The organism is Paenibacillus sp. SRL342, assembly GCF_984798905.1.
Window position 1 is genome coordinate 2,874,501 of record NZ_OZ481790.1, and the last position, 26,516, is coordinate 2,901,016.

Sequence of the window (26,516 nt, forward strand, 5' to 3'; positions counted from 1 at the left end):
CCATGAGATTACACGAACGTAAATGAATGGTATACTAATTGAATATGAACTCGGCAATCAACCCGTGGAATCGGGACGTCGGAGTAGAGGAGGCAGCCACATTGGCAAAAGCAAAAGTAGCAAAAAGACCTACACGGGATGAGTTTGAACTTGAAGAGTTGGGAAACCAGCTGGTTGAAGCCTTTCGGGAACGTTCGGAAGTACTGTTGACGGTATGGGGCAAAGAAGATCAGGTGCAAGGAGTCATCGTCAAAATGGACTCCCGTACACGACTCGTGCATGTAGAGTATACCGAAGAAGAGTTCACGGCGAAGGTGCCTTTTCTGGATATCATGCGTGTGCAATCTCCCCGGTACTGAACGAAAAAAACAGCAAATTGAATAATTAGGGCATCCGCCCTGTCAAAGTCGTTCTTCCTGCATAAGATATCCCATACCTGTTGCAGAGGAGGTACGGTCAATGAGCGAAGTATTAGGTGGAGAAACAAGAGGCTACGGATACGGAGGTTTCACTTCTGTAGGTGCCATTCTGGTTCTGTTCATCCTGTTGGTTATCATCTCCAAAGCGTTCTTGGTATAATTGCATATCTCTTAAGAATGAAAGAAGCTCTGCCATCGCGGCAGAGCTTTTTTGTTCGTTCAGTCATTGGCGAATTTTGTAGAAAATCGGTGTAAGTCCTGCTTACGTTATGTTAGAATATAACCATCCCTAGAGAAAGAAAGAGGTGTTTTGATTATGAGCCAAGCGTTAACAGAATCTTTAAATGAACAGATGAATTTTGAGTTTTATTCCGCTCATGTATATTTGGCTATGGCAGCCTATTGTTCAAGCAAAAGTCTGGATGGATTTGCGAACTTCTTCATCGTGCAAGCGGAAGAAGAGCGATTCCATGGCATGAAAATATACAAATTCCTGAATGATCGTGGACAACGTGCCACACTTGAGGCTTTGCCAGAACCGAAGAATGAATATGCTTCGATGCTGGATGTATTTGAGCATGGTTATGCTCATGAACAGCAAAACACGAAAAAATTCTACAATCTGGCTGACATCGCTCTGAATGAACGTGAACATGCAACGATGTATTTCCTGAAATGGTTCATTGATGAGCAGGTTGAAGAGGAAGCATTGTTTGACAACATTATTCAGAAGCTGCGCCGCATTGAAAAAGACAGCAATGCCTTCTACATGCTGGATGCCGAGTTTGGCAAACGTTCGTTCACTGCTCCTGCTGAATAAATGCATGTAGGGAGTCAATAAGATTCCAGCGTCAAAACACCATTTACATACTGCATGAGGTAATGATCCTGAATGCAATCGGGCAATCACCTTGCAAGGGATGATGGTTTGATGCCATATGCTGATTGAATACAAAGAAGCCTGCACTTGTGCAGGCTTTTTTGCATGCAAAGATATGTAATGATTATATTGATTTGCTTGAAATGGAGTAAAGGTCTATCAAAATTCTGAATGTGGGTAATAGAGGATATGTCACAATTGATCTATCCTGACGGGATCTTATTTTGCGCAAATCTATCAAATTCGTATTAAATTTTAGGTTTATCTGACAAAAGTGTAACTCTACCGTAGCCTTTGGAGCGAGAACAGGAGTCCCTATCTTTGATAGTATTAGGATTAATCGCCAAGGGATGAAGGTAGAAAACATGGACACCCGGGGAAATATAACACATAAGGGAGACTTTTAATTATGCTACATATTCGTAAATCTATCATGGTCACACTTGCAATTCTATTGATCATCCCACTATTATTGCCGCAGTCGGTATCTGCCAAATCTGCTGCATCCAAGGATGGTGCAAGCAAAGCAAATTCCAAAATCATATACCTGACGTTTGATGATGGGCCAACCGCTCATACGGGTCAGTTACTGGATATTCTGGATCAGTATCATGCGAAGGCAACGTTTTTCATGCTGGGTCCTCAGATGGAGAAATTTCAGAAGGCTACCAAACGAATCGTAGCTGACGGGCATGGATTGGGTCTGCATGGTGTGACTCACGTTCCAAGCAAATTCTATAAATCTGCATATAGCGGATTAAAAGAGATGCAACAGGCCAATGTAAGTCTGAACAAGGTTGCTGGAGTTAAAACAAGTCTCGTGCGGACGCCATATGGTAGTAAACCTTATCTCAAACCGGCATTCCGTAATGTACTGCTGGGTCAGGGTGGATTCCATCTATGGGATTGGAATGTGGATTCGGAAGACTGGAAATACCAGAAAGATCATCAGAAAGTCTATAACAGTGTAATGAAACAGATCCACAATGTGCAAAAGAGCGGAACAACGCCAGTTGTGCTTATGCACGACCAGGAAGCGACGCTGAAAGTATTACCGCAAGTATTAAAAACATTGAAGGCAGAAGGGTATCGTTTTGAAGTATTAAGCAAAAAAGTGCAGCCGGTTAACTTCTGGAACGACAAGCGTTAATCTTTTTAATTTTTCGATTGGCTACAACGAAGGAGGTACACATCATGAAGAAACAACGATTATGGATCACAATTCCAGTAACGACAGCCGTTTTACTTGCTCTGGCAGGATGTGGCGGACCGGATTCAAATGCAGCATCATCAGAGAATAGTTCTTCACCAATGACAACTGTGGGTGAGCAGACCGAGACTGGCAGTGGTGGTGCTGATTTCTCTAATGAAAATGAAACGGGAATCAAAGAGAATACGAGCACAGCCGATAATGAAAACACATCAGGATCCAAGGCAAACGACAACCAGGTTGCCACTGGTCAATCAGGTGTGAATGATGTGATCAAGCAAGTTCGCAACCAGTTGAAGATGAAGGATGCAGCGTTACCCACTTCATTCACATTGGACAAGGGTACGTCTTTGGGTGCGGCAATACTGTCCAATACTGCTGATGCATTTAAGGTAAACTTCTACGCTACCACTCAGTCTGTTGCCATTAATGATCAATCCTTAACTGCATCCGACAGTAAGATACCTGTACTGGCTTCCTATGAAGTGAAGACCTATAAGGACCCGAATCAGCCAGAAATTTTCCCTGAGAAGGACCTGAAAGATATTCCAGCAGATATGGCTGTGGATCTGGGACATGGCATCAAAGGTATGAGTGAAGGTGCCGCAGGCAGTCAATATCTGACTTGGCAGGAAGGTAGATGGACGCTGGAAATTCGTTCGGTTTCCGAAGATGAAATGAATAATCCGGGCATAGCGAAGAAAATGGTGGAGTATCTGGAGTCACATACCTTGCCTGTACCTAAAGATAAAGGGTATATCAAGGTTGAATATCCAAGTGGTGGAAAGTCTGTTCATGTAACGATCTCATGGCAGGACGGTAACCAAACTCATCAGCTTAAGACCGATCAAGTGCCACTAGAGGCTCTTGGCATGGTTGTATCTGTAAAATAAATCTTGAGTGTTTACGGATATTCTGCAATGTAGAAGAGATGAGTGTTGGATTGTTACGATACACATAAAAAAGCTTGGACCAGGAAGAAATTACTGGGCCAAGCTTTTTATTTTGAGCATGTTATCGCAGCTTATGCAGTCGGGGTACATGCTTATTTTTGTTTCAATGGGTTAAAGCGGTTCTTTCATTTGAACCACCCTTTTTCCTTGGAGCGAGTGATGGCCTCAATTCGGTTACTGGCATTTAACTTGTTGAGAATAATGGAGATGTAGTTACGTACCGTGCCCGTTGTGATGAACAGATGCCCGGCGATTTCCTTGGTGTTCTTCCCATCTGCCATGAGGCCTAGTACGGCATTCTCCCTTTCTGTAAGAGGGTTTTCTTCTACATAAGCTTCATCTACCAAGTCCGGAGCGAAGATGCGTCTGCCATTCATAACTTGGCGGATCGACTCGGCAAGTTCTTCAATTGGACTGTCTTTGAGCAGGTAACCACGGACACCACCCTTTAGGGCACGTTCGAAATATCCGGTCCGGGCAAAAGTGGTCAGGATAATGACCTTACAGCTCATTCCTTTGAGTTCTTCTGCGGCTTCAAGGCCGCTTTTCACGGGCATTTCTATATCCATCAGACAGATGTCTGGTGCAAGCTCCTGGACAAGGGCAAGGGCTTCCTGGCCGTTGCTGGCACGTCCGACGACTTCCATATCTTCCTCCAGATTGAGGAGAGAAGACAAGGCGCCGAGCATCATGCGCTGATCTTCCGCGATTACAATTCTAATCATGATTCTGCCTCCTTTATCGGTTTGCGAACGAGTTTCGGAACATGAATAATGATCGCTGTGCCCTGGATGTCTGTTGCAGAGCGAATATCCAGACAACCATTCACAAATTCAAGTCGTTCCTTCATGCCCAAAATTCCTGTTCCGCGCCGATCCTGTTTGCGAGTTCGTTCTATTCCAACACCGTTATCTTGAACGGTTAATACATTATCCGCTAGTGTTTCTTTAATGATGATAGTACAGGTTGTTGCCTGACTGTGTTTGACGACATTGGTAACAGCTTCTTTCAAGCACATACCGAGCACATTTTCATTCAATTGTGACGTATCCTGTAACTTCGGATTACCTTCCAGCACAAATTCAATCGAAGCGGCCTTCAGAATCTGCTCCGCCCGGAACAGTTCATCAACCAATTGTGTACCACGCATGGTGGTGACCATTTCCCGGACTTCCTTCAGAGCTGTACTTGCCGTTTGCCTGAGGTCGTTCAATTCAATCTCGGCCTGATCGGGATTACTGCGGAGCAACCGTCTCGCCAGATCTGTTTTCAGACCGATCAGAGAGAGCTTCTGTCCAAGTGTATCGTGCAGATCACGAGCGATACGCTGGCGTTCTTCCATTTTTACGAGATCATCAAGTCGCTTGTTCGCATTCTCCAATTGGCCTTCCAAATGTTCAGTTTTGTTTTTGTTATACGTACTGATTGGGAGCAGGATGGAGGCCATTAAGCTGATGAATACAAACGGGAGTTGGCTCACCAACAGAGAACTCTGATTAATGAAACCGTAATTAATGGTTACGAAACTGGCTCCCAGGTTCACCGAGTAGAGGGTGAAGAATCCGGCTTTATTTTTAATATTCCCAATAAAAAAAGCAAGAAACAATGAGAAATACGCATAATCATAGGCGATCGTCATCGTAATGGATATGGCAATAAGCATTCCAATCCACATGTACACCTGCCAGCCCTTGGTGATGAAGGCGAGCAGGTAACAAACGAAGAAAACGAGGATAATGATGATGCCGGTTACCATCGTCCATAATTTAGAATATTGCGATATAAAATAGAATGGCAGGATGAAAAAGGCGAGCCATACATAAAGGTTCAACCCTGTTTTTTTATAAAAATTTTGCATCCACTTTTGAATGTAATTCTCCTCCTTGCACTTGTACTCAACTTTAGCATGACTGTAGCATGACTATGGCTTGAACACAAGAAAACGAATCCGACAGAGTTAAGGCTTCTCTGTCAGACCCGCTGGATTGGTTACTCGGATAGGCGGTTGAACATACGGCTTGCGGGATAAGTTTTTGAGCTGTCTGAAGCTAATAAACTGTTTGGAATCTTCATCCCACAGACGGAAGCGCAGGGCAACCAGACTGGAACGTAGTGTAATAGTTGTTGCTTTTTGCAAAGGTGGTGTTGCGTTATGTGCTTCTTCCAAGAAATAGTTAGGTACACGCGGGCTCAAGTGATGCACATGGTGGAACCCGATATTACCACTGATCCATTGCAATAATTTTGGCAATTTGTAATAAGAACTGCCTTCAACAGCTGCTTTTACATAACTCCACTCATCTTCATGTTCAAAATACGTCTCTTCGAACTGATGTTGAACGTAGAACAGCCAGATCCCAAAGAAACCGGAGAAGAAGAAGATAGGTGCCTGCACCATTACAAAAGCCTGCCATCCGACTAACCAGGACATGAATGCATAGAGCACTACGATCAATACGGTAGTCAGGTGTGTATTGATACGTTCTTTACGTCTAGCACCTTTACGGTTAAAACGGTAAGCCAACAGAAACACGTAAATGGGTCCGATACAAAACAATACAAACGGGTTACGATAAATCCGATAGAAGAGACGACCCCAAGGAGAAGCTGCTTTATATTCGTCAACCGTCATAACCCAGATATCACCTACACCACGTTTGTCAAGATTACTGCTTGTTGCGTGATGGATAGAATGCTCGTTTTTCCACTGCTGATAGGGTGTAACTGTTAATACACCAGTAATGGTACCGAGAATATCATTGGCGCGTTTGCTCTTGAAGAATGAACCATGACAGCAGTCATGGAAAATAATAAAGGTCCGCAGTACAAATCCGGATGCCACCAAGGCAATCGGGAAGGTCAGCCAGTAGGAAACCGATAAGCTAAAGTAAGCTGCAGCCCATAACAAGAAGAGCGGGAGCAATGTATTGATTAACTGGCGGATACTTAGTCTGAGATCATTTTTTTCGTAAGGGGTAACTTCTTTTTTTAAGGCCATTTCTTTTGATCTGTTCATAAAATTGTGTCCTCCTTCAATCGTTATAACTGTAATCAGCTACAACTTGGCGTTTCCCGCTAGACTTTCCTGTGGGAAGCGTTTTTATCATTGTAAAACAATCCGAACATGACAGTAAGTCATAAACGTCAGCCTTCTGTAATGATGAATATCAACGATGGACCATGACATTTGTCATGGGTGTTATGATACTCAATAGCTCTGCAGAAGACAGAAGAGCAGGTTTTACTAATTCCTTTGCACAAATTACGCAACAATTTGTATTATGTATACAAATTTTGTTGGGAGCATGGTAAAATCTATCCTTGAGTGGTTATGACAACTTATGAGACGGGTCGATTAGGTTGATTTCTGATGGATTGGATGGAATGCATAATGAAGAAACGAATTACGGATATCCTATTTATTATGGCAGGTGCATTTCTGTTTGCACTGGCGGTGAACCTGTTTGTCATCCCGAACGATTTGGCTGAAGGCGGCGTCACGGGTATCACGATTATTTTGTATTACCTGTTTGAATGGTCCCCTGGACTGATGAACTTGATCCTGAACGGTATTTTGTTAATTGTGGGATATCGGTTTCTTGATAAAACGACTACGGTATATACAATTATTGCAGTGGTATTCAACTCGTTGTTCCTGCATCTGACGGAGAGTTGGACGATTGCATCGGATGAACTCTGGATCAATACCATTTTTGCTGGATTATTTGCCGGTCTTGGTATTGGCTTGATTGTTAGAGTGGGAGGCACAACGGCGGGAACAGTGATCCTGGCCCGACTTGCCAACAAATATCTGGATTGGAATATCAGTTACGGACTTCTGTTCTTCGATCTGATTGTGGCTTTCTCCTCATACTTCATCATTGGACCACAAGGATTAATGTGTACAATTGTCTTGCTGTTTGTTGGAACAAAAACGATGGAGTTCATTATTGAAGGGCTCAATCCGAAAAAAGCCGTTATGATTATCTCTTCCAAACAGGATGAAATCGCAAAGCAAGTCATTGAGAAGATGGATCGCGGAGTAACCGTCCTGTCCGGTCATGGCTATTACACAAAAAATAAGAAAGAAATTCTATACATTGTGATTAGCAAGCAGGAAGTTTCTATGCTGAAGAAGATTGTACGAGCAGAAGATGAGATTGCTTTTATCACCATTCATGACGTGCGTGATGTTTTCGGTGAAGGATTTATTGAGCTCTCCAAAACTTGATGAATATATGTATATAAGGAAGAAAAAGTTGCGGTGAATATCACCGCAACTTTTTGATAGGTTAATGGTATGCGGTATTAATCTAGTTCGATAAGAAAGAACCCTTCTCCGAAGAGAAGGGCAAAAGAGTATTAATAATGTTTTCTTTTTTTGACTGGACAATATTCAACAGTGACATGACAGTGTTTTTTACACTTTGTAGGGACATATTTAACTTTGGTAACACAAGTTTTCGTAATTTTTTTGTAAAAACACTTTGGTCTTGGATGATGACATTTATGATGCTTTCTGTACATATTAAAACCTCCCTGATCGTGATAAGGTATTCTATGAACAGGTCACTGTTTCGGAAATGTATAAACGTCTATTATTGTATAATAATTCCTTTATTAGGCTTTTGTGTTACAGGTGAAGGTGTGATTCTTTCTAGTAAAAGAGTGCAATGACAAAAAGCTGTACACCTACCAAGCACGATGATATATTGAATTTAATTATTTTGTTAATAAACTTAACTAACTATAGGAGGAGGCGATAATATGGCTGGCACACCGCAATATATTCGCAATCTGAATGAAAATCTCATCATGGATGTTCTTATAACTCAGGGAACCATGTCGAGAGCGGATATCAGCCGTCAGACCGGACTTAGTAAACCAACGGTATCTTTGGCGGTCGAACATCTGATTGACCGTAATCTGGTGAAGGAAATGGGGCGAGCTGACAACGCTCAGGGTCGAAAAGCAACCCTCATTCGTTTCAATGAAACGGCTTATTATGTCTGTGGTATAGATATCGGTGCAACACGTATTCGGATTGCGTTATCCGATCTGAATGGAGAGATCATTGCCTATCGAACATATCCCATGGTTGTTCAAGGAGCTTATGAGCGAGCAGAAGCGACAATGCTGGAGCTTCTTCGAAGCCATATGAACGAACTGCTTGATGAGAATCATCTGAACTGGGATCAGATTCAGTGCATCGGGTTCGGTATACCAGGCGTAGTGCTGCCTGATTCAGGGCGTATCAATCGTATTGTGGACCCGTTAGCGGGTCTGGAAGAAGCTTTCTCTCTAGAGTCGTTGTCAGGAGCTTTTCCCTGTGAAGTAATACTGGAAAATGATGTGAATCTTGCGGCGCTTGGGGAGTATCGGAGTGGTGCAGCAGCAGGGTATCCCTTGTTTGTTTTTTTCTCCATCGGTACAGGGACGGGCGCTGGCATCATGGTACATGGCCAACTGCTTCGAGGTTTAGGTGGCTTAACTGGAGAGATCGCGGAGATGTTGGTGGACGATGGCCGACGTCTGGAGGAAGTGCTGTCCGCTGATGGTCTGATGCAACTGGCAAAAGATGATCTAGATCAGCATGATGAACTATTATTGGAGGCTGCTCATTCGGGTGCGGATGTTCTTCACAGACACCTGACTCCTGAGAAGTTATTCGAAGCTGCACGCAGTGGAGAAGTAGAGGCTGTAGAGATTCTACAACAATACAGCCAGAAGATTGCTTCCGCTCTGCGTCAGATTAGCGTTGTGCTTGCTCCGGATCTCATTGTGCTTGGCGGAGGTGTAGGAGGAAACGGTGATGTGTTATTGCCTTTACTGAGGCAGATCATCTCTGAGCAATTCCCGGTGCAACCACAGTTAATCTGTTCCAAGCTTGGTGAGCAGGCTGTTGTCACTGGTGCGGTACAAGTAGCCATACAACAAACGATGCTGAACCTTCAGCAGGAAGCCATGGAATAAGAGATTGGATAGACAACATGTGAGGAGGGAAAGGCATGACAGAATCCGTAAAAAACGTAAGTAATGATTATCAGTCCAATCAGAATGGTACGGTTGGAGGGGATCCATCCGGCTGGATTGCAGGTATTGACATTGGAGGCACCAAAACATTAATGCTCTTGTCATCACAACAGGCTGGAAATGAAGTTCATGAACGAATCTTGCCTACTCTTGCCAGTGATCAGCCGGATGTGTTTTTCCGATGGTTATTCGCTGAACTGGAAACGTTCTGCCGTGAGGTGGGGTGCAGTCTGAATCAACTTTCAGGTGCAGGTTTGGGATTTCCTGGTGTGATTCTGCAGGAGGAAGGAATACTGCGAAATGCTCCAGCTTTTCAGTGGCCTGAGCAAGATATTCGTCCTATTATTGCGAAGTATTACACCGGGAACATCATGTTGGATAACGATGTGAATATGGCCGCAATGGGAGAATATGATCAAGGGGCAGCGCAGGGACATCGCCATTGCGTGATGGTCACGGTTGGAACCGGCATTGGAGCTGCACTAGTTCTGAATGGACAGCTATACAGTGGTCAGCATGGAGCAGCCGGCGAGATTGGGCATTTTATTGCAGGAGACGAAGGGCTTCATTCAGGCTACGTTGCGGATGCTGATTCATTTGGTGTATTCGAGCAAGCGACTTCAGGTACCGGAATTACGGAACAGGCAAGGCGGTATTTTGCTGATGGAAAGGGAAGTTCCTTATCCGTGATCATGAGTCTGGCAGGAGGGGAATCGGAACAGATTGAAGCCAGGCATGTGTTCAAAGCAGCGGAATCGGGTGATCTTGCTGCCCTGGAAATTCTGGAACTGCCCATGCGTTATATGGCTAGAGGTCTGGCGAATATTACGGCTTTACTCAATCCTTCCATTATAGTGATCGGTGGTGGCGTGGCTGCATCCAACCCATCCTATTATCTAAATGAAGTGCATACACGCCTCCAACGTTATACTGTTCTGCCTACACTTTTAGCTGTAGCTGAACTGGGGAACAAAGCAGGAGCAATCGGGGCATTGGCTGCAATCAAGTCGAGTCTGACACGCACATAAAAATAGAGAATAGGCGAAGCAACTACAGACATAAAGGATGGAGATCCGGATGAGAAGTAGACATATGAAGGCTTACACAGAGAAAACAAAAGCCGATTCCAATGATGCAAAACGTGTTTTACTCCAATTGCAGGGGCTATATCTGTTTATGGGGCTTGCCGGGGGGATGTTTAATCCGTACATTAATCCCATATTGGTAGCACAAGGGTTTTCCAGTAAAGAAACCGGATTTATTATGGCGTTTGGCACACTTGTATCCATTATTCTTCAACCTATATGGGGAATTCTGGTAGACAAGTTTAAAAAGACACGGTTCGTACTGGTGATAAGCCTGCTTGTTCCTGCATCGTTAGCGTATTTCTACAATATTCAAGTGTACTTTATATTAATATTGATTTATACTTTATGCACTATATTCCAAGTGACTCAAATACCCGTTGCTGACTCCTATGCGGTTACAGCTGCGAGAGCCGCGAACACCTCATATGGCATGATCCGACTCTTCGGCAGCATAGGAACGGGAGTTGGGGGATTTGCCGCAGGGATGTATCTCTCCCAGTTTTCCATTCACATGTTATGGCTGCCATTTCTCCTGTTTAACATTCTGAGCGCTATACTGGCAAGTACACTTCCCCGGCAGACGAGCATATCCTCGTCCTCGGTAACCTTCTCCGTAGGTTTGGCAAGATTGCTCCGAAACCGGACATTCCTTCTATTTCTAACAGGTTGTTTCCTGATTAACCAAACGCTCACTGCGTTTAACTCCTTTTTTGTTATTTCATTTCAGATGGCTGGCGGTTCTGTGACCATGACAGGTACAGCACTGTTGCTGGCGTCAATTACTAATGTTCCATCCATGTTGGCAGCGGCATTCATACTCCGAAAATGGGGACATGAACGGACGATGCTGCTTGCAGCGGGGGCGTATATGTTACGTTGGGGAATACAATGGCTATGGCCATCGCCTGAGGTCATGATTGGCGTTCAGGTGCTGCATGGGTTATCCTTCGGATTCTTTTATATTGCAGCTGTGGAATATGTGGCTTCCGTTACGGGACGGGAGATGCAGGCCACAGGTCAAAGTTTATTTAACATGGTATTTGCTGGCCTGGGCGGAATTGTTGGTAATATGCTTAACGGATATTTGCTCGATTCCGGCGGTCCATCACTGATGTATCTGGCTTGCACGATCAGTGCAGCACTAGGATCAGTGATTCTGTATATCGTCAGCAGGCAGGCCAAAGAACAGAGAAGAGTATACTCATTAGAATAGAGATGGAAGGAGTTGGAGCCTATGAAAGTAAATCTGAAGCGGAATTGGCACACCAAGTTAATGTATTCGTATTTTCCTATTTTTCTGCTTACGATTTCCATTCTGATCTTTCTCTCCTTCCTGATTGTCAACGAACTCTCACGTAACGAAACTCAAAAAGCCGACATGATCTCCACCCGCTATATCGTGGATACACTGGAGCGCTCGCTAAGTGACATTGAACTTCGGTTGCTTGAAGACATTGGTGCAAACAAGACATATAGTCGCTTTCTGGAAGCTGGACAGGGACAATTATCGAGTCAGTTCATCTATGATGCGGCAAGTGGACTGGGACGTATGCTGGATCAGCAGGATATGATTCAATCCATTTATCTCTATCGTATGTCCGATTCCCAGATTCTTACGCCCAGAGGCATGATGCGTTTGGAAGATTTCGAAGATCGTGACTATATTGAGCAAGCCTTGAAAGATCGCGAGAACCTCGGTTGGAACTTGCCACGTGATTATAAGGAACGTTCCTTCGACGTACCTTCACAGGTGATTAGCATGAATAAATGGCTTCCTTTACCGTGGGGCGGGGAAGGACTACTCGTCATTACCATCCGCATGTATGCAGTGGAACGGCAGATTGATAACATGACCAATGAAAAGTTATCTGTTCTTCAGGTTCGGGATAAAAGCGACAATCTGATCTATACCGCCCATCAAATTGACCCTTCAGCAGGTGAAATCCTTAATCGTGTGACTGCGGACAAGCTTGGTCTGATCTTTGAGAGTGGTATTCAATCCGGACAGCTGTATTCATGGGTATCCCTTGTCTCTTATGTGTGGATCGGTATTGGATTATTAACGATTGTTGGTGCGGTGGCTGGACTAATCTACATTACTCGCAGAAATACACGCCCCATTCAGCTGATCATGAATCGAATTCAGGCGTTACAGCCACGTGCCGAGGAGGATGAAGCAACTCCATCCGTCAAAGATGAACTGGCACTCATCGATCGTGCGCTGGAACATCTGATTGCTCAGACGGTTGACTATGAGAAACAACATCATGAAAACTTGCTGATTCATCGCAGACAGTTGCTTGTTGATCTGATGGAAGGAGAGCGAATGGATTCGTTCCGTCAGCGACTTCGCCATCTGCAACCGCTAGAGGAACGATTCATGGAACCGAAGAGTGTTGCAGTCCTCATTGCGGAGATGAATGGTGACGATCTCTCGACCAATCAGAATATTCTGAAGATTGCGCTTATGAACGTAGTGGAAGAACTTGTGCAGAATGAGACCCAGTTCGGCGGTTGGGCTGAATGGTTTGGGAACCGCAGGCTTATTGTAGTGATTGCATCGGATGAGCAGGAAGGACTGGATCGTGAATTACTTATGGATCTGGCTAAGCAGATGCATATGTGGATTGCGGAAAACTTCCGCTTACGGTTTACGTTCGGGATTGGACGAACCGTACCGGGCTGGGAGGAGATTACTCGTTCCTATGCGAGTGCAGATGCGGGTTTGCAGCATAGACTTACGCTTGGTAAAGATGCCATCGTTCTCAGTGAGCAACTGCCGGATCGTATTGAGCTGCAATCGTACAAGTATTTGCAGATGCTCGCAGACTTTGTCCGTGAATTTAGACTAACCGGTGATGGTTGGCGAACGCAGCTGGACCAGATGTTTGTTGCGTTCAGCGAAGATCAGATTACAGATCACGATATTCGCATGTTGCTGCAGGCGTTAATCCAGATGTTGTCCCGTGAATTCGGGGAGCTGTCTGAGCGGTTGCAAAGCCAATTTGCCGAGGAAATCCTGACTCGTCTTCGCAGTGATATCCAGCAGGTGGAGACACTGGAGGGGATTCAAGAGATTTTGCAGGAGTGGCTTAAAGAGGTTTATCGCAATTATGTGTCTGTAAATGAAACGAAAAGTCATCGCGCGATGATCAACGAGCTGCGGATCTATATTGAAGAGCATTTTGATGATCCGGATCTGTCGCTGAAACATTTGAGTGATCGGTTCCAGATCTCGGGCAAATATGCGAGTTATCTGTTCAAGGAAGAGTTTGAAATGAAGTTTGTTGATTTTCTGGTAAAACTGAGGGTCGAAAAGGCCTGCCGTCTGTTGTCTGCATCCGATATGGCTGTTCAGGATATTGCTCTGCAAGTGGGTTATGCCAATGCCATCTCCTTTGGCAGAGTATTTAAACGGATTATGGGCGTGACACCAGGGGACTACCGCAAGCAGAGTGGAAAACAAGGAGATCAATAACGGAATTGCACGTGTTAGAACATCCGGGTATCGGGGGAAATCGAATAATCCTAGAGATATCCATGAAATCTCCTGTATGAGGGAATAAGGTCCTTAACCTTGTCTTCCTTTGCAGGAGATTTTTTACATGCGGGAAATGCCATCGATATTTTGTTTGGTCAAATGAAGTTTAATCTTCCGCCAAGGAATTAATACGTCGAATCGTTCTACTCGTGTTGCTAAACAAGGAGATCACATAAGATGTGGTCTCTTTTTCATTTTTTGAACAGATATTTAATGGAAAAAAGATTATTGCAAGTTGGGGGATGCCAGATTGGGTATGAGAAATCAAATAGAATACAACATTTTATGTTATTGTAGTTAACATTAAAGGTGTGAAAATTGTATATTGTCAGGAATTATGTTTATATATCGCAGTATTTAACTTAAAAACCGTGAGTTTTACATTTTGAAAATAGTTTATTGTCTAAATATCAGATCGTATGTAATGATTAGTGACATTCACAGGTGCAACAAAATGGGATGAACAAAGTGGAGTGGCAATCATGTGAATCCATTCAGAGAGTGTGCGAAAGGGGAAAGGTCAAATGAGATTATTTCAAAGACGTAAGGCAGGCAAGGCAAGTTCAATCCTCGCAGTGGTAACAGCGTTCGCTCTATTATTATCTGCATGTTCATCAGGAAGCGAATCGACATCTTCATCAGGAGAGTCGGGTTCGGGGGAAAAAACAACTTTGAAAGTAGAAATCTTCGACCGGGGAAACACCCCGGCGGGCTACACCATTTCGGACAGTTATCTGACTCGCTTCATTCAAGAGAAGTTTGGTGATCCAAACAACATCGATGTTCAATTTGTTCCAGTACCACGTTCGGAGGAAGTACAGAAGCTTAATGTTCTGATGGCGAGTGGCTCTGAAGTACCTGATATCGTCTTTACCTACGATTCGGGAACATTCAACCGGTATGCAGAGCAAGGAGGTCTGACCGAACTTACGGATCTGATCAATCAAAGTGGTCCTAACCTGAAGAAGTTCCTGGGAGATGAAACGCTGGCCTACGGTCAATACGATGGACAACAGTTCGCGGTTCCAGGTAAACGTCTTGTACTTGGCAAGTACGCATCCTATGTCCGTCAGGACTGGCTGGACGCGCTCGGATTGCCTTCCCCTGAGACAGCTGAGGAGCTGCATACAACACTGAAGGCCTTTAAGGAAAAAGATCCGGGTAAAGTCGGTACAGGACTTATTCCGATGGGGATGTCGATTGCCTCGGCTCAATATGAACCACTGATCTGGTCATTCATTGAACCGCTGACGGAAGAACAGAAATATACATTAACGCAGCAACTGGGTTCCAATGACTATCCAACGTTGTTGCCTGGTTTCAAGGACGCCCTGAAATATATGAACACACTTTATAATGAAGGATTAATGAGCAAGGACTTTGGACTCGACAAAGACAAGAAAAAGCTGTGGGAAGATGTATCTAACGGGAAAGTTGGATTCTACACTGAGGATGCAGGGGAGATTTATATCTCTGGTACGTACAAAAACCTGCAAACCAATCAACCGGGTGCAGTGATTACACCAATTGATGCATTTAAAAACTCGGAAGGCAAATTTGCCAAACCGGCATATGCACCCAATGCGATGTATGTCATGATCCCGAAATCGAGCAAAAATGCGGAAGCCGCGATGAAGTATCTGGATTGGATGGCTTCGGGCAACAACCTGTTCGACCTGCAATTCGGTGTTGAAAACGAGAACTATGAACTTGTGGATGGGGTACCACTGATCAAAGATGATGCTTCTCCTGAAATTGCAGGCCGTATCTATAATTCCGGTGACATTGCCATTATCGTGAACGGTAAATACGTTGGGGATGACAAGAAAAATGAAGAGGCCTATGTCGTACAGGTAGAGTCGAAGTATCGGGATGATATGCGCAAGTCGGTAGCGATCTCTAACACGGACACCATTCAACCAGTACGTTTCTCCAAACCGATTGATGCAGAAGCACGTTACGGTAACGGTTTAAAAGACAAGTTCATGGAGTTTTTCGTCAAAACTACCATTTCCAAACCCGCTGATTTTGAAGCCACGTATGACAGCATGATGAAGGACTACATGGCGAGCGGTGGTCAAGCAATCCTGGATGAACGTACAGAAGCTTACAAAGCGATGAAATAAGTAGAGTAGAGATCACATCTAAATGTGTATGACAACAAAGAACAGGGATTTTATTAGGGCGATGGCAACATCGCCTTGATGAAGAATCCTGAATGACATGGGGGGAAGGTTTATGAAAACAAGCATCTATTTCCGCAGAAACTGGCAACTATATGCGTTGCTCCTACTGCCCATGATCTACTTCATTATTTTCAAGTATGGGCCAATGTATGGCGTGCAGATTGCGTTCAAGGATTTTAACTTCTTTCAAGGGATCTCTGGTAGTGAGTGGATTGGTTTGGATGCATTCAGAGAAGTTTTTCAAAATCAGGGGTTCTACACGGCATTACGCAACACGTTAGTGCTAAACATGCTGGATTTACTGGTTTCCTTCCCGGCGCCGCTTATACTGGCCATCTTATTATTCGAGCTGAAGAAGGCCTGGTTCAAAAAGTTGGCACAGACCTTACTGTACATTCCTCACTTTATTTCGTGGGTCATTATTGGAGGAATCGTACTTCAGGTATTTGGTACGCAATCCGGTTTCATTAACAATATCTTAATGAGCATGGGGTTTGATCCATTGCCTTTCCTTTCAGACAAAAACTATTGGCTCTTTACGTATCTTGCGGTAGGTGTGTGGCAGAGTGCAGGCTGGGGTACGATTCTGTATCTGGCATCCCTGACGGGCATTAACCGGGAACTCTACGAAGCGGCTGAAGTGGATGGAGCAAGTCGGTTACGCAGAATCTGGCATATCTCCTTGCCAGGCATCAAAACAACGATTGTTACCTTATTGATCATCAATGTCGGCAACATGATCTCCATCGGTTTCGACCGACCGTTTATTATCGGAAACGTGGCTGTACGTGAATACTCGGATGTACTCAGCACGTTTGTCTATCGTGTCGGTTTACAATCTGGTCAGGTCACGCTCGCAACAGCTGTAGGTTTGTTCCAGGCATTAGTTGGACTTGTCTTCATACTGGGAGCGAATTACACGTCCAAGAAATTAACTGATGAGAGCATTATGTAGTGGATTAGATTCACATATGATCTGTAAGGAGTGAGTGAGATGTCTGAAAACACGGCGAATCGAATATTCAACACGGTAAACGTCATTCTTATTATCATTACGATGGTGCTGTGCCTTGCACCATTCATTCATATTATTGCGATCTCGCTCAGTTCAAACCGGGCGATCGGTTCAGGAGAAGTTTCCTTTTTCCCCAAAGAGTTGTCCTTTGAGGCGTACACCAAAGTATTTGCAGATGGATCAATGATTCGTTCCCTGATCTATACCATTTGGCTGACCGTCCTGAGTACGGTGCTAAGCATGGTGATGACTATCGCAGCAGCTTATCCACTGGCGAAGAGTAATCTGAAAGGGCGCAAGTGGTTCATGCTTGTCATTGTGGTGACGATGTTCTTCAGTGGCGGCATTATCCCCGAGTACATTCTGATCAAAAATCTACATTTACTCGATAGCACATGGGGACTTATTCTGCCTGGATTGATTAGTCCGTTCTACATGATTATCCTCATTACCTTCTTCCGAGGTATTCCTGAAAGTCTGGAAGAAGCAGCAGGCATTGATGGAAGCAGCCACTTCGGAACACTTATGCGCATTATCTTGCCGCTGTCCCTACCGGTTATGGCGACACTGAGCTTATTCTACGCGGTAGGACGGTGGAATGGTTTCCAGGATGCACTCATGTATATTACGAAGCCTGAGCTATATCCTTTGCAATTGAAGTTGTATCAGATGATTCAGCAAAACCAGATTACAGAATTGATGCAGAACGAAGGCATTGGTGCTGTTCAAGTACTGCCTGAGAGTCTGAAAGCAGCCAGTGTTATATTCTCCACGTTACCGATCCTGCTTGTGTACCCGTGGTTGCAGCGGTACTTTATCAGTGGCGTAATGGTAGGTGCTGTAAAAGGTTAACAGTCTCGGGAGGTCCATGACATGACACAACGAATGGTAGAGAAGATGTCGAAAGAGCAGCAGTATCTTATAAATCAGTCCATGTTGATGATGGATAGCTTTTATGACGAGGAATTGGATCTGCTTCGGAGTTTTGAAGAGGAGGATTCATCGCAGCACAGCACACGAGCGAGTGCACATTATGCACTCGGGTTGTTGATTCGAAATGAGCCTGGTGATGTGGAACGCGCGATAGGAGTGTTCCACAAGGTGCTCGATGTTCAATATGACGCTCCGGATGAGATCTATCACGGGACCTTCGCGACCCGACCCAATGATGTGCATCCACCAGCGGGTCACTACGCTTGGAAATCTTTTGCGCCAGGCACGGCCTATTTCCTGGAACGCACCTTTGAGAAGGTGTCTGCGCAGTTTATCCATAAACTACAGGAAGAGGGTTCTCTGCTAACAGAGGCAGCAGACCCCAAACAACTGAAAAACCTTTTTTATTCGGCAGTGAATCAGGTTCTGCCACCAGTCTGGATCAGCTATGATCCCAACTGGCGTGAGTTTATCGCTTGTGTCTGTGTGGTTGTAACTGCTGAATTCGCCGATCTACTGCCGGAGACACTCGTGAAACGGATGGATTATGCGATGGAACTGGCTGTTCAAGGATCAATAGAACGCAGGTTATCGGACGTAATCCCGATGAACACCAATATTGAGTTAATGCATATTTTCATCACCCACTACTACGGCCATCGTTTGAACCGAACAGATTGGATTCAGCATTCGGATGAACAGGCGGAGGGGTTGATAAAAGAGTTTGAACAATACGATGGTACATTCGCGGAGTTCAATACGACAACGTATTATGGGGTGGATCTGTCCGTGCTTGGCATGTATCGAAAGTATGGACTCACCGAACGTTTGATCGAAATTGGACACCGGATTGAACATGGGCTGTGGAATAACATTGCGCTATATTACAATGCCAACCTCGAAAATCTCTCCGGCCCGTTCTCTCGGGCGTACGACATGGAGATGCGAGAACATAGTTCGATCGGTGTATTTATCTATCTCTTGCTCGGTGAAGGCTATGAATATCTGGCAGGAATCAACTGTGAATCTGGGCATGATCCATTGATTGCGCTCCTTGGGGTGGATGTGCCCGCTGAAGCCGTGCCATATTTCAAGGATCATCAAGAGGATCGGCTTGTGCAGAAACAGTTCATGGAACTGTGTGAGCGCAATGATCCAACGTCCAATCGGAATTTGTGTACAGCCAAAGCCTGGATTGGTGAGGACCGGATGATCGGGGCCATGTCGGGAAGTGTGAATACCAACGGCCAGATGCATCCAGCCACGATCCACTGGCAGACAGAGACGGGGGAGCGTTATTATCTTCGCTTGATCCGCCGTGAGGTGGGCGAGGGGTGGAATAGTCATCTGCGCGGAATAACGTTCGATGCGGATCTCACACCTGATTCGTTAACCATTGATGTGAAGCTCTATACGGAGGAAGAGATCGATGTTTATTTTGAAATCAGAGGGCCATCCCTTCGTCAGCAGGATATTACACCAGCGTTATGGCAGTTCCCTGGACTTACGTGTGCCGTGAAGGCTGAAGCGCCTGAACCATCTGTGTTAATGTACGTGAATCATGCGGAGATCATCTATCGTTATGTGCCTGGGAAGACGGCAAACAAGATGAGATTTGAATTGACTCTCCGTGAAGACAACGGTTTGAGGAATAAATAGGTAGATAAGATGAACTGAACATTTACACGAGAACGAAGAGTGCAGAACCGATCTGAAGAAGCGGAGCGTTCGCCTGAAAGCTTTCTGCAAGAAAGCTGCATCGGAAGCATAAGCTATCACCGGATTTTTCCCTTTGGAGAAGGGGATCAAAAAAATCTGGGGATAACAGCGATCGGAAGATGGTACTGCAATTGGAGTGATCTAGTGTAAAGTTTATTGGTTCAACTTATATAGATAGAGATAAATGGAATATGAATGGCCGATAGAATGAGTGTCAGGGGGACCAAGTATGTACACAGACAAACAAGAATATTCGTTCTCAACATGTTGGAATATCAAACGTCATACGACCGGACAAGGCATGATTGAGGAGATCAAGTCTCTCGGATTCAAACAGGTTGAACTGAATTATAACGTTACGGAAGAGATGCTGCAGACGATAGAGCCGATGATTGAACGGGGAGAGATCGGTGTATCCAGTGTGCATAATACATTTCCGCATGTGGCTGATCCGGATTACGGAACGGATTCCATCCTGCTTGGATTCGATGATGAACCGCGCCGCAAACGGGCGATTGAACTGTTACTTCGCTCAGCCGAGTACGCACATCGTTATGGTGCCAAGGCTGTTGTTGTACATCCCGGTGAGGTTCCGTTTGAATACAACATAGATGAAGCGTTGAAAAAGATATACCACGATCAGGGGCCGGACTCACCGGCATATCAATCTTTATGGCAAGAGATGCTGGAGAAGCGGGAAGATGGCAGCGCACATTACCTGAGCCGGATTCAGGAGAGTCTGGAAGAGGTATGTGACTTGTCTGAAAAGCGAGGATATGGGGTGAATTTCGGTATTGAGACCCGTTCACGCTGTTATCAGATGCCGACTTTGCATGAAGCCGGAACGATTATTGGGCAAATGAAGGGCGCACCGCTTGGTCTATGGTACGATATTGGTCACGGCATGATGATGGATCGAATGGGGCTGTACGATAATGTACGTGAGGCTAACACATTGATTGATCACGTGGTTGGCGTGCATATTCATGAAACCTTAGGGTTATCAGATCATTGGTGTCCATACATTCATAGTAAAGACATGACCTTTTTTGATTCATTTTTGGATATCATTGATCGTTCACCAGTGAAAGTATATGAGCTGAAAGCCGCGTGTACACCGGAAGAAATCGATGAGAGTCATGGAATAATCACGGCTCGTATTGCTGAACGTCATGCGGCGCGTCAGCGCGGATAGGGAGCACACGCATCAAGCATGAATGCACCTTATAGAAAAGTAAACCAACAGATAGAGCGGTCCAGAATAAACCTCAGGTTGTATTACAGGGGGTTCTGCCGCTCTTTTGTTGTTCTTTTTAAGGTGATATATGTTTTTACCGTTTCTCTGGGAGTGTTACGTCACCGAGAATCCCTGCCTGATAGCCTTTGACTACAGCACCAATTCGAGATTTCACACCAAATTTCTGTGTAATAGAGGTTATATGATACTCCACTGTACGTTGACTGATCGCCAGATCCTGTGCAATTTCCTTATTGGTCATCTCCAGTGCAATGCGGTTAAGCACTTCCCGTTCAGTTGCTGTGAGGGATTCCTCCAGATTAGGAGATAACATTTTCTCTGGAATAAGCACATGACCCAACATACTTTGGTGGATGGCGTTGATAATCTGTCCATACGTTGCTTGTTTCGACAAGTAGGCATGAACGCCGAGATCATAAGCTTTTAACTGGAATTCGTGATAATTGTATCCGGATAGTAGTATAATTTTGACGGATAACCCGTATTGATCTTTCAATCTTCTCACAACCTCGAACCCGTCAAGCTGGGGCATGCGGATATCCATCACAACAACATCTGGCCGCAGCGCCTCTACTTCGGATAAAAAAAGCAATGGGTCGCTGAATGTCTTCACTACCTGTATGTCTGGTTCACGATTCAAACGGTTGTTGAGGCCTTCCATGACCAGGGGGTGATCATCAAGTAGTACGACTGTAATGGGTTCGCTCATTGTTCAGTTGCTCCTTTGGTTAAAGGCAAACGGATGTTGATTGAGGTTCCTTTGCCAAGGCTGGAATGTATGGTGAATTCTCCACCGAGATGTTGAATGCTGCTCTGTATGGATATCAAACCGAAGTGCCCTGTTGCAGTATCAAATGTGGTATGAACATTAAACCCCAAGCCGTCATCCTCTACTTGGAGAATCAAGTCATTATCCCTTGTATGTACCTGAATGGAGCAGAACGACGCCTGTGCGTGCTTCATCACATTCATAATGAGTTCGCGGACCGTCCGAAAGACGGTGGACTTCAGAGGTTCGTGCTTTAACTCTTCAGAGAGGGCGTTGTAGTTAAGTTCCATTCTGATGCCACTTTGCATTTGAAGTGTACGGATGAGCCATTGCAACGCTTCCTCAAGTTCGCTTCGATCCATAATATGAGGGTAGAGATCATCACATAATTGGCGTATATCTCTCTGGGAAGCATACAGGCACTCCAGCCAAACAGCCGTTTGATCCTTATGCGTCTCTCCGGTATCGTGTAATTCCTCCAAATCACGAGACAGGAAAATCAGGTTTTGAAGCAGTTGGTCATGAAGGAAATATGAGGTTTTCATACGCTCTGCCTGTTGGGCTTCCATCAAAATATCATTGAACTCCCGTTGACGGCGTATCTGGTGTTCATGAAGCGTTGTCTGATCTACACGGTGTTCATATCGCTTCTGAAGATCGGATAAGAGTCTGCCATTGACGAGCATTCGAATCGCTTCCAGCCTGCCTTGTTCAATGATATCCTGCTCTTCTGCTGAAAAAAGGGTTCGATTTTCTTTGTGACCAATGCCCAGAAATCCCGCCATCTCCGTTGTTGGTTCACCTGACAGCTCCCAAACTTGTGCCAAATCATATTTTTGTCGTAAAACTTCAATATCCAACGCCTGGTTATCTATATTCTGAATGGAAGCAAAAATCCCTGTACCTTCCTGAGAATATCTATGTTTATCATCAATCCATATGACAATTACACCTTCAATATCCAGCATCTTGTGGAACATCTCGGCAAACACGTGAATCATGTCCCGCATGTTTTGCTGCTCAGCCATTCGCACAGTCAACCGCAGTTGCTGGTGTTCCAACCAGTCTTTGTTAAGTTTGTTTTTCTTGCGTGAGCGGGTGAGCATGTACTGATACACCCAAGTAATCAGCAAAAACGAGACAAACAACAAGCTGATATGAATTAACGAATGCAGGTGAGAAGCAGCCAGAAACAGTAAAAATACGATTGAAGCATATAGTCCATGAATCATCAATCTTGGCATAACCAGTTTGAGGTCAAGCATACTCCGTTGTACAAGTACATAAGTGAACATCCATGATAAAGGCAGAAATCCAATTAATGTGTACTCTACAGGCAATAATGGTTCACCTTGAAGCAGGGTTGGAATAGCAAAACAGATGATGAAGGGAATTAGGCTAACAAGTATTCCTGTTAACATGAGCAATAGCTGGTTCTGCTCCTTGCGATTGTAGCTTTTACGATTAACCCATGTCATCCAGATTAAGATCAGAAGGGTTGCACAAAGAATAAAGTTAAGCAGATTGGTTGGACCAGACGGTGCAGCAGGTGTGCTAATTATAGTAATGCCTTGATTGATCTGAACATCGGTCATCATCCACTGCCTGATGTACAGAAAGGCAAGGCCAGTAGAGTAGGCAACGGCAATACCTCTGCTGATGAATAGTAACCACCGGAAGCGATGCAGGCGGGTACGGAATACAAAAGACACATAAAAAGCAGTTAGACAGTAAGGTAACCATGCCGCACAAAAGGCCAAAATATAATTAGATAAAGGCAACTGGGATGTGTATATCGTCAGTATACATATGGCCATGGACAGGTTAAGGAGGTAGAACAGGCGCATCACTCGTGAACCGGGTTGGCTAAACAAGGCATAGGTTCCGGTCAGCAATAGCAATAATTCTACAATGGATGAGAAGCCGATGTTGAACCATTCACGTGTTCCAGGCTTCATGGTATGTTCGGATGCCTGACCTTGAGAATTCTCAACGCCGATGGTGTAGGCTTCAGTCACTAAGAATACACCTTTTTGATGGAGTAAGCGGACTCCTCCTTTGGGTTCCAGCGAGATAACGGTGTCACCTGATCTAATCCCGGATGTATAGGCTAAACCTTGCGGATCTACATCATGTACTGCCCAAGAATTGGAGGCATTTGGTGTCAACGAAAGTCCGATATAAGGATTCATAAATGAAGAGATATGGATATACGTGGCTGTCAGTATAAAGCACAACATCGTTACAATCCATACGAAATTAAATTTAGTTTTCATGAATCTATGTAATGAGAGTTTTAGTCGCATGGTAAAATCATCCGTTCTTATAAAATGCATCATTGGTAAAATGAAGTGGAAAAACAAGCCATGTAGCAATGACATGGCTTGCCGAGCATCACTCTATGTTAATGTAGCAGAGTGCCTAACATTTTGTACATCAAAACTGATGATTCCTGCCTGAGCATAGGCTGCTTCGATCTATAATCGATAGCACCGCTGCTGGATACAGATACTTCCGGACCGTAGAGACCTAGAGCAACCACAAACTGGACACTTTCCTCAGCCCAACGATCCTGTGAACCGATGAGATCGGCAGTTACGGCAGGTGCGCCAAGGAGTTGTTGTGCCGTTCTCGAAATAATCACCGCGGCCTCTTGCCTTGTTATGGCTTGGTCAGGATGGAACAATCCACGGGTATTACCTTGCACAATGCCCAGTTCAAGGGCTGTTTGAATGTAAGCGGCATAGGGACTTGATTGGGTATCTTTAAATTTTGGTGATTGAGCTGAAATGGACATCCCGCTTATGCCCACAACCTGTGTTACGAACTCCCCACGACTTACGGGTTTCTCCGGTTCAAATAGGGATTGATCCTGTGGATACAGGCCAATCTGTGTTAAGCGATAGATGTATGGAGCATAGGGATGGTTTTCTGGCACATCTTCATAAGGCTTGGCTTCTGGCAATTTCTCGGACCAGCTATCTGACTTGTTGTAATAGAAGTATGTGATTTCACCTGACTGATTTTTTTTGAAACCAGCAAGCTTACCGTCCTCATCCATGAACAACATGTCCTTAACGGGTGTTAAAGTGTGAGTGCCATAAGCATCTATAACCTGAAGACCTTTCTCTGTTGCTGAAATATCATACAACCATGCGGGCAGACGGATATCTCGATATAGTCCCTCGTAGGTAAGAAGTAAAGACTTGGGTACGCTATAATCACTATAATGCGTCTCGTTGTTTGGATAAAAATGATCCATAAATGCTTGGAAAAGCGCTTCTCGCACATCTGGTCCATCACTGTTGGAGACGATAAATAGTCCAGTCTTCTCGTTAGGCAACAGCCACAGATTGGAGTGGAATCCGTCAAGATCGCCTGCTTTACTCACGACTTTCCGTCCATGATTATACTGCGAATAGGTGGATTCGAATCCGTAACCTGTGCCAGGTATATCCGGGTGTATGGACACATCCAACGTTTGCATCGCTTGGACGGATGACGGTTCGAGTATACGTGCACCCTGGTACGAACCTTGATTGAGCTGCGCAAGCATAAAGTGAGCCATATCCCGTCCAGTTGTAATTAATCCGCCCTCAGGGGAGCTGTCCGGTATATTGGGGTATTGCGGAAGCTCCTGTCCTTCAGCGCCATAAGGAGTTGCGAGTTTTCCCAGCGTGTCTTTGCTTAGGGTAAAATGGCTATCCGACATATGAAGAGGGTTAAATATATGTTGTTGTACATAAGTCTCAAACGGAAGTTTGGACTGTTTCTGAACGATGTAGCCCAAGAGTGCATAGCCGTAATTGTCGTAACGGAAAACTTCTCCTGGATTGCGAACAACGGACGGTTTGTTGTCTTGGATGAATTGCTCAAGCGGATAAGAACTTTCAAGTTCTCTGTCTGTAGCTGCTGCATCTGTGAAATCAAACCCGCTGGTGTGGGTCATCAGATGTTCCAATGTTAACGCTGTTCCGGTATGGTTGGTCAGATGCAAAGCGTCTGTGTATGCGCTGATATCCTGATCAAGCTTTACGTTACCTTGCTCGGCCAATTGCATAATGGCGGTTGCTGTCAGCGTTTTGGAGATGGAGGCTACACGGAATAGAGTGGAGTCGGCGTCGACGGGGATTTGTTTTGCCACATTGGCATAACCATATCCTTTATTCAACACGATCTGTTGATCGTGAACAACGGTGACTACCGCACCTTTCAGAGCAGACTTCACTTCAGGCTGGGCGAAGAATTGATTGATGAACGATTCAGTTTCCTGAGGGCTTACCTGAGGAAGAGGGGGTCTGCTCTCTGCGGATACACTGGTTATTGTGGTAAAACTCAGAGATGCAACCAGGAGGATGTTGGCTATGGCACGTTTCCACCTGTGATTTGATTTGTAGTTCTGTTCTTGTTGTTGTCGAGTTGGACATGTTGCTACGTGAGATTTCATGAAATTCTCCTTTGAGTTGAGATATGTTCGTTCTCTTACATCTAAGTACATCTATAATCTATCAG

The 26,516-nt window shown here is 44.7% G+C and carries 21 protein-coding genes; 15 read left to right on the forward strand and 6 right to left on the reverse strand.

Annotated elements, in window-relative coordinates; genetic code table 11:
* Nucleotides 1-101: 101 nt before the first annotated feature.
* From AC4E8D_RS13280 to AC4E8D_RS13300, 5 genes are all read left to right on the forward strand, one after another.
* On the forward strand, nt 102-359 hold the full coding sequence (locus AC4E8D_RS13280) for a YolD-like family protein (protein WP_036608707.1): 258 nt from the start codon (nt 102-104) through the stop codon (nt 357-359).
* 100 nt (nt 360-459) lie between these two features.
* Nucleotides 460-579, forward strand: a complete 120-nt coding sequence (locus tag AC4E8D_RS13285) for a hypothetical protein (protein ID WP_017688846.1) — start codon at nt 460-462, stop codon at nt 577-579.
* A gap of 156 nt (nt 580-735) precedes the next feature.
* Nucleotides 736-1,239 carry a ferritin gene (locus AC4E8D_RS13290; RefSeq protein ID WP_221824880.1) on the forward strand — a complete coding sequence of 168 codons (504 nt, stop codon included), beginning with the start codon at nt 736-738 and terminating at the stop codon, nt 1,237-1,239.
* Nucleotides 1,240-1,708: 469 nt separating this feature from the next.
* Nucleotides 1,709-2,449, forward strand: a complete 741-nt coding sequence (locus AC4E8D_RS13295; RefSeq protein WP_490206306.1) for a polysaccharide deacetylase family protein — start codon at nt 1,709-1,711, stop codon at nt 2,447-2,449.
* Between the two features lie 44 nt (nt 2,450-2,493).
* On the forward strand, nt 2,494-3,402 hold the full coding sequence (locus AC4E8D_RS13300) for a hypothetical protein (protein ID WP_490206307.1): 909 nt from the start codon (nt 2,494-2,496) through the stop codon (nt 3,400-3,402).
* 185 nt (nt 3,403-3,587) lie between these two features.
* Here the strand turns inward: AC4E8D_RS13300 and AC4E8D_RS13305 are convergent, their stop codons facing one another.
* The 3 genes from AC4E8D_RS13305 to desA form a co-directional block, all read right to left on the reverse strand.
* Nucleotides 3,588-4,187 carry a response regulator transcription factor gene (locus AC4E8D_RS13305; protein ID WP_036608692.1) on the reverse strand — a complete coding sequence of 200 codons (600 nt, stop codon included), beginning with the start codon at nt 4,185-4,187 and terminating at the stop codon, nt 3,588-3,590.
* Complete coding sequence (locus AC4E8D_RS13310; protein ID WP_339308679.1) at nt 4,184-5,332, reverse strand: sensor histidine kinase; 1,149 nt, start codon at nt 5,330-5,332, stop codon at nt 4,184-4,186. Before AC4E8D_RS13310 ends, AC4E8D_RS13305 begins: the two co-directional genes overlap by 4 nt.
* Before the next feature lie 87 nt (nt 5,333-5,419).
* The gene (desA, locus tag AC4E8D_RS13315) at nt 5,420-6,478 is read right to left on the reverse strand and encodes a Delta(5) desaturase DesA (protein ID WP_091016855.1); all 1,059 of its coding nucleotides are present in this window, start codon (nt 6,476-6,478) and stop codon (nt 5,420-5,422) included.
* A gap of 375 nt (nt 6,479-6,853) precedes the next feature.
* On the opposite strand from desA, the gene AC4E8D_RS13320 reads away from it, so the two are divergent.
* The 10 genes from AC4E8D_RS13320 to AC4E8D_RS13365 all read left to right on the forward strand — a co-directional run bounded on the left by AC4E8D_RS13320 (nt 6,854) and on the right by AC4E8D_RS13365 (nt 21,172).
* Nucleotides 6,854-7,693 carry a YitT family protein gene (locus AC4E8D_RS13320; protein ID WP_017688839.1) on the forward strand — a complete coding sequence of 280 codons (840 nt, stop codon included), beginning with the start codon at nt 6,854-6,856 and terminating at the stop codon, nt 7,691-7,693.
* 536 nt (nt 7,694-8,229) lie between these two features.
* Nucleotides 8,230-9,435, forward strand: a complete 1,206-nt coding sequence (locus AC4E8D_RS13325; RefSeq protein WP_221824870.1) for an ROK family transcriptional regulator — start codon at nt 8,230-8,232, stop codon at nt 9,433-9,435.
* A 35-nt stretch (nt 9,436-9,470) separates the two neighbouring features.
* Complete coding sequence (locus tag AC4E8D_RS13330) at nt 9,471-10,523, forward strand: ROK family protein (RefSeq protein WP_221824869.1); 1,053 nt, start codon at nt 9,471-9,473, stop codon at nt 10,521-10,523.
* Between the two features lie 49 nt (nt 10,524-10,572).
* Nucleotides 10,573-11,796, forward strand: a complete 1,224-nt coding sequence (locus AC4E8D_RS13335; RefSeq protein WP_260633020.1) for an MFS transporter — start codon at nt 10,573-10,575, stop codon at nt 11,794-11,796.
* A 21-nt stretch (nt 11,797-11,817) separates the two neighbouring features.
* The gene (locus tag AC4E8D_RS13340) at nt 11,818-14,061 is read left to right on the forward strand and encodes a helix-turn-helix domain-containing protein (RefSeq protein ID WP_490206308.1); all 2,244 of its coding nucleotides are present in this window, start codon (nt 11,818-11,820) and stop codon (nt 14,059-14,061) included.
* A 587-nt stretch (nt 14,062-14,648) separates the two neighbouring features.
* Nucleotides 14,649-16,250, forward strand: a complete 1,602-nt coding sequence (locus AC4E8D_RS13345; protein ID WP_221824862.1) for an extracellular solute-binding protein — start codon at nt 14,649-14,651, stop codon at nt 16,248-16,250.
* A gap of 112 nt (nt 16,251-16,362) precedes the next feature.
* The gene (locus tag AC4E8D_RS13350) at nt 16,363-17,265 is read left to right on the forward strand and encodes an ABC transporter permease (RefSeq protein ID WP_062834078.1); all 903 of its coding nucleotides are present in this window, start codon (nt 16,363-16,365) and stop codon (nt 17,263-17,265) included.
* 39 nt (nt 17,266-17,304) lie between these two features.
* Entirely contained in the window at nt 17,305-18,177 is an 873-nt protein-coding gene (locus tag AC4E8D_RS13355; RefSeq protein ID WP_076249554.1) for a carbohydrate ABC transporter permease, read from the forward strand.
* 21 nt (nt 18,178-18,198) lie between these two features.
* Complete coding sequence (locus AC4E8D_RS13360; protein WP_221824859.1) at nt 18,199-19,917, forward strand: DUF8769 domain-containing protein; 1,719 nt, start codon at nt 18,199-18,201, stop codon at nt 19,915-19,917.
* A 289-nt stretch (nt 19,918-20,206) separates the two neighbouring features.
* Complete coding sequence (locus AC4E8D_RS13365) at nt 20,207-21,172, forward strand: sugar phosphate isomerase/epimerase family protein (protein ID WP_490206309.1); 966 nt, start codon at nt 20,207-20,209, stop codon at nt 21,170-21,172.
* 136 nt (nt 21,173-21,308) lie between these two features.
* On the opposite strand, the gene AC4E8D_RS13370 is transcribed toward AC4E8D_RS13365, so the two are convergent.
* The 3 genes from AC4E8D_RS13370 to AC4E8D_RS13380 form a co-directional block, all read right to left on the reverse strand.
* Nucleotides 21,309-21,944: a response regulator transcription factor gene (locus AC4E8D_RS13370; RefSeq protein WP_490206310.1), complete on the reverse strand. Its 636-nt coding sequence runs from the start codon at nt 21,942-21,944 to the stop codon at nt 21,309-21,311.
* Nucleotides 21,941-24,280 (reverse strand): sensor histidine kinase, encoded by a 2,340-nt coding sequence (locus AC4E8D_RS13375; RefSeq protein WP_490206311.1) that lies wholly within the window; start codon nt 24,278-24,280, stop codon nt 21,941-21,943. Before AC4E8D_RS13375 ends, AC4E8D_RS13370 begins: the two co-directional genes overlap by 4 nt.
* A 128-nt stretch (nt 24,281-24,408) precedes the next feature.
* Complete coding sequence (locus AC4E8D_RS13380) at nt 24,409-26,451, reverse strand: serine hydrolase domain-containing protein (protein ID WP_490206312.1); 2,043 nt, start codon at nt 26,449-26,451, stop codon at nt 24,409-24,411.
* Between the last annotated feature and the right edge of the window lie 65 nt (nt 26,452-26,516).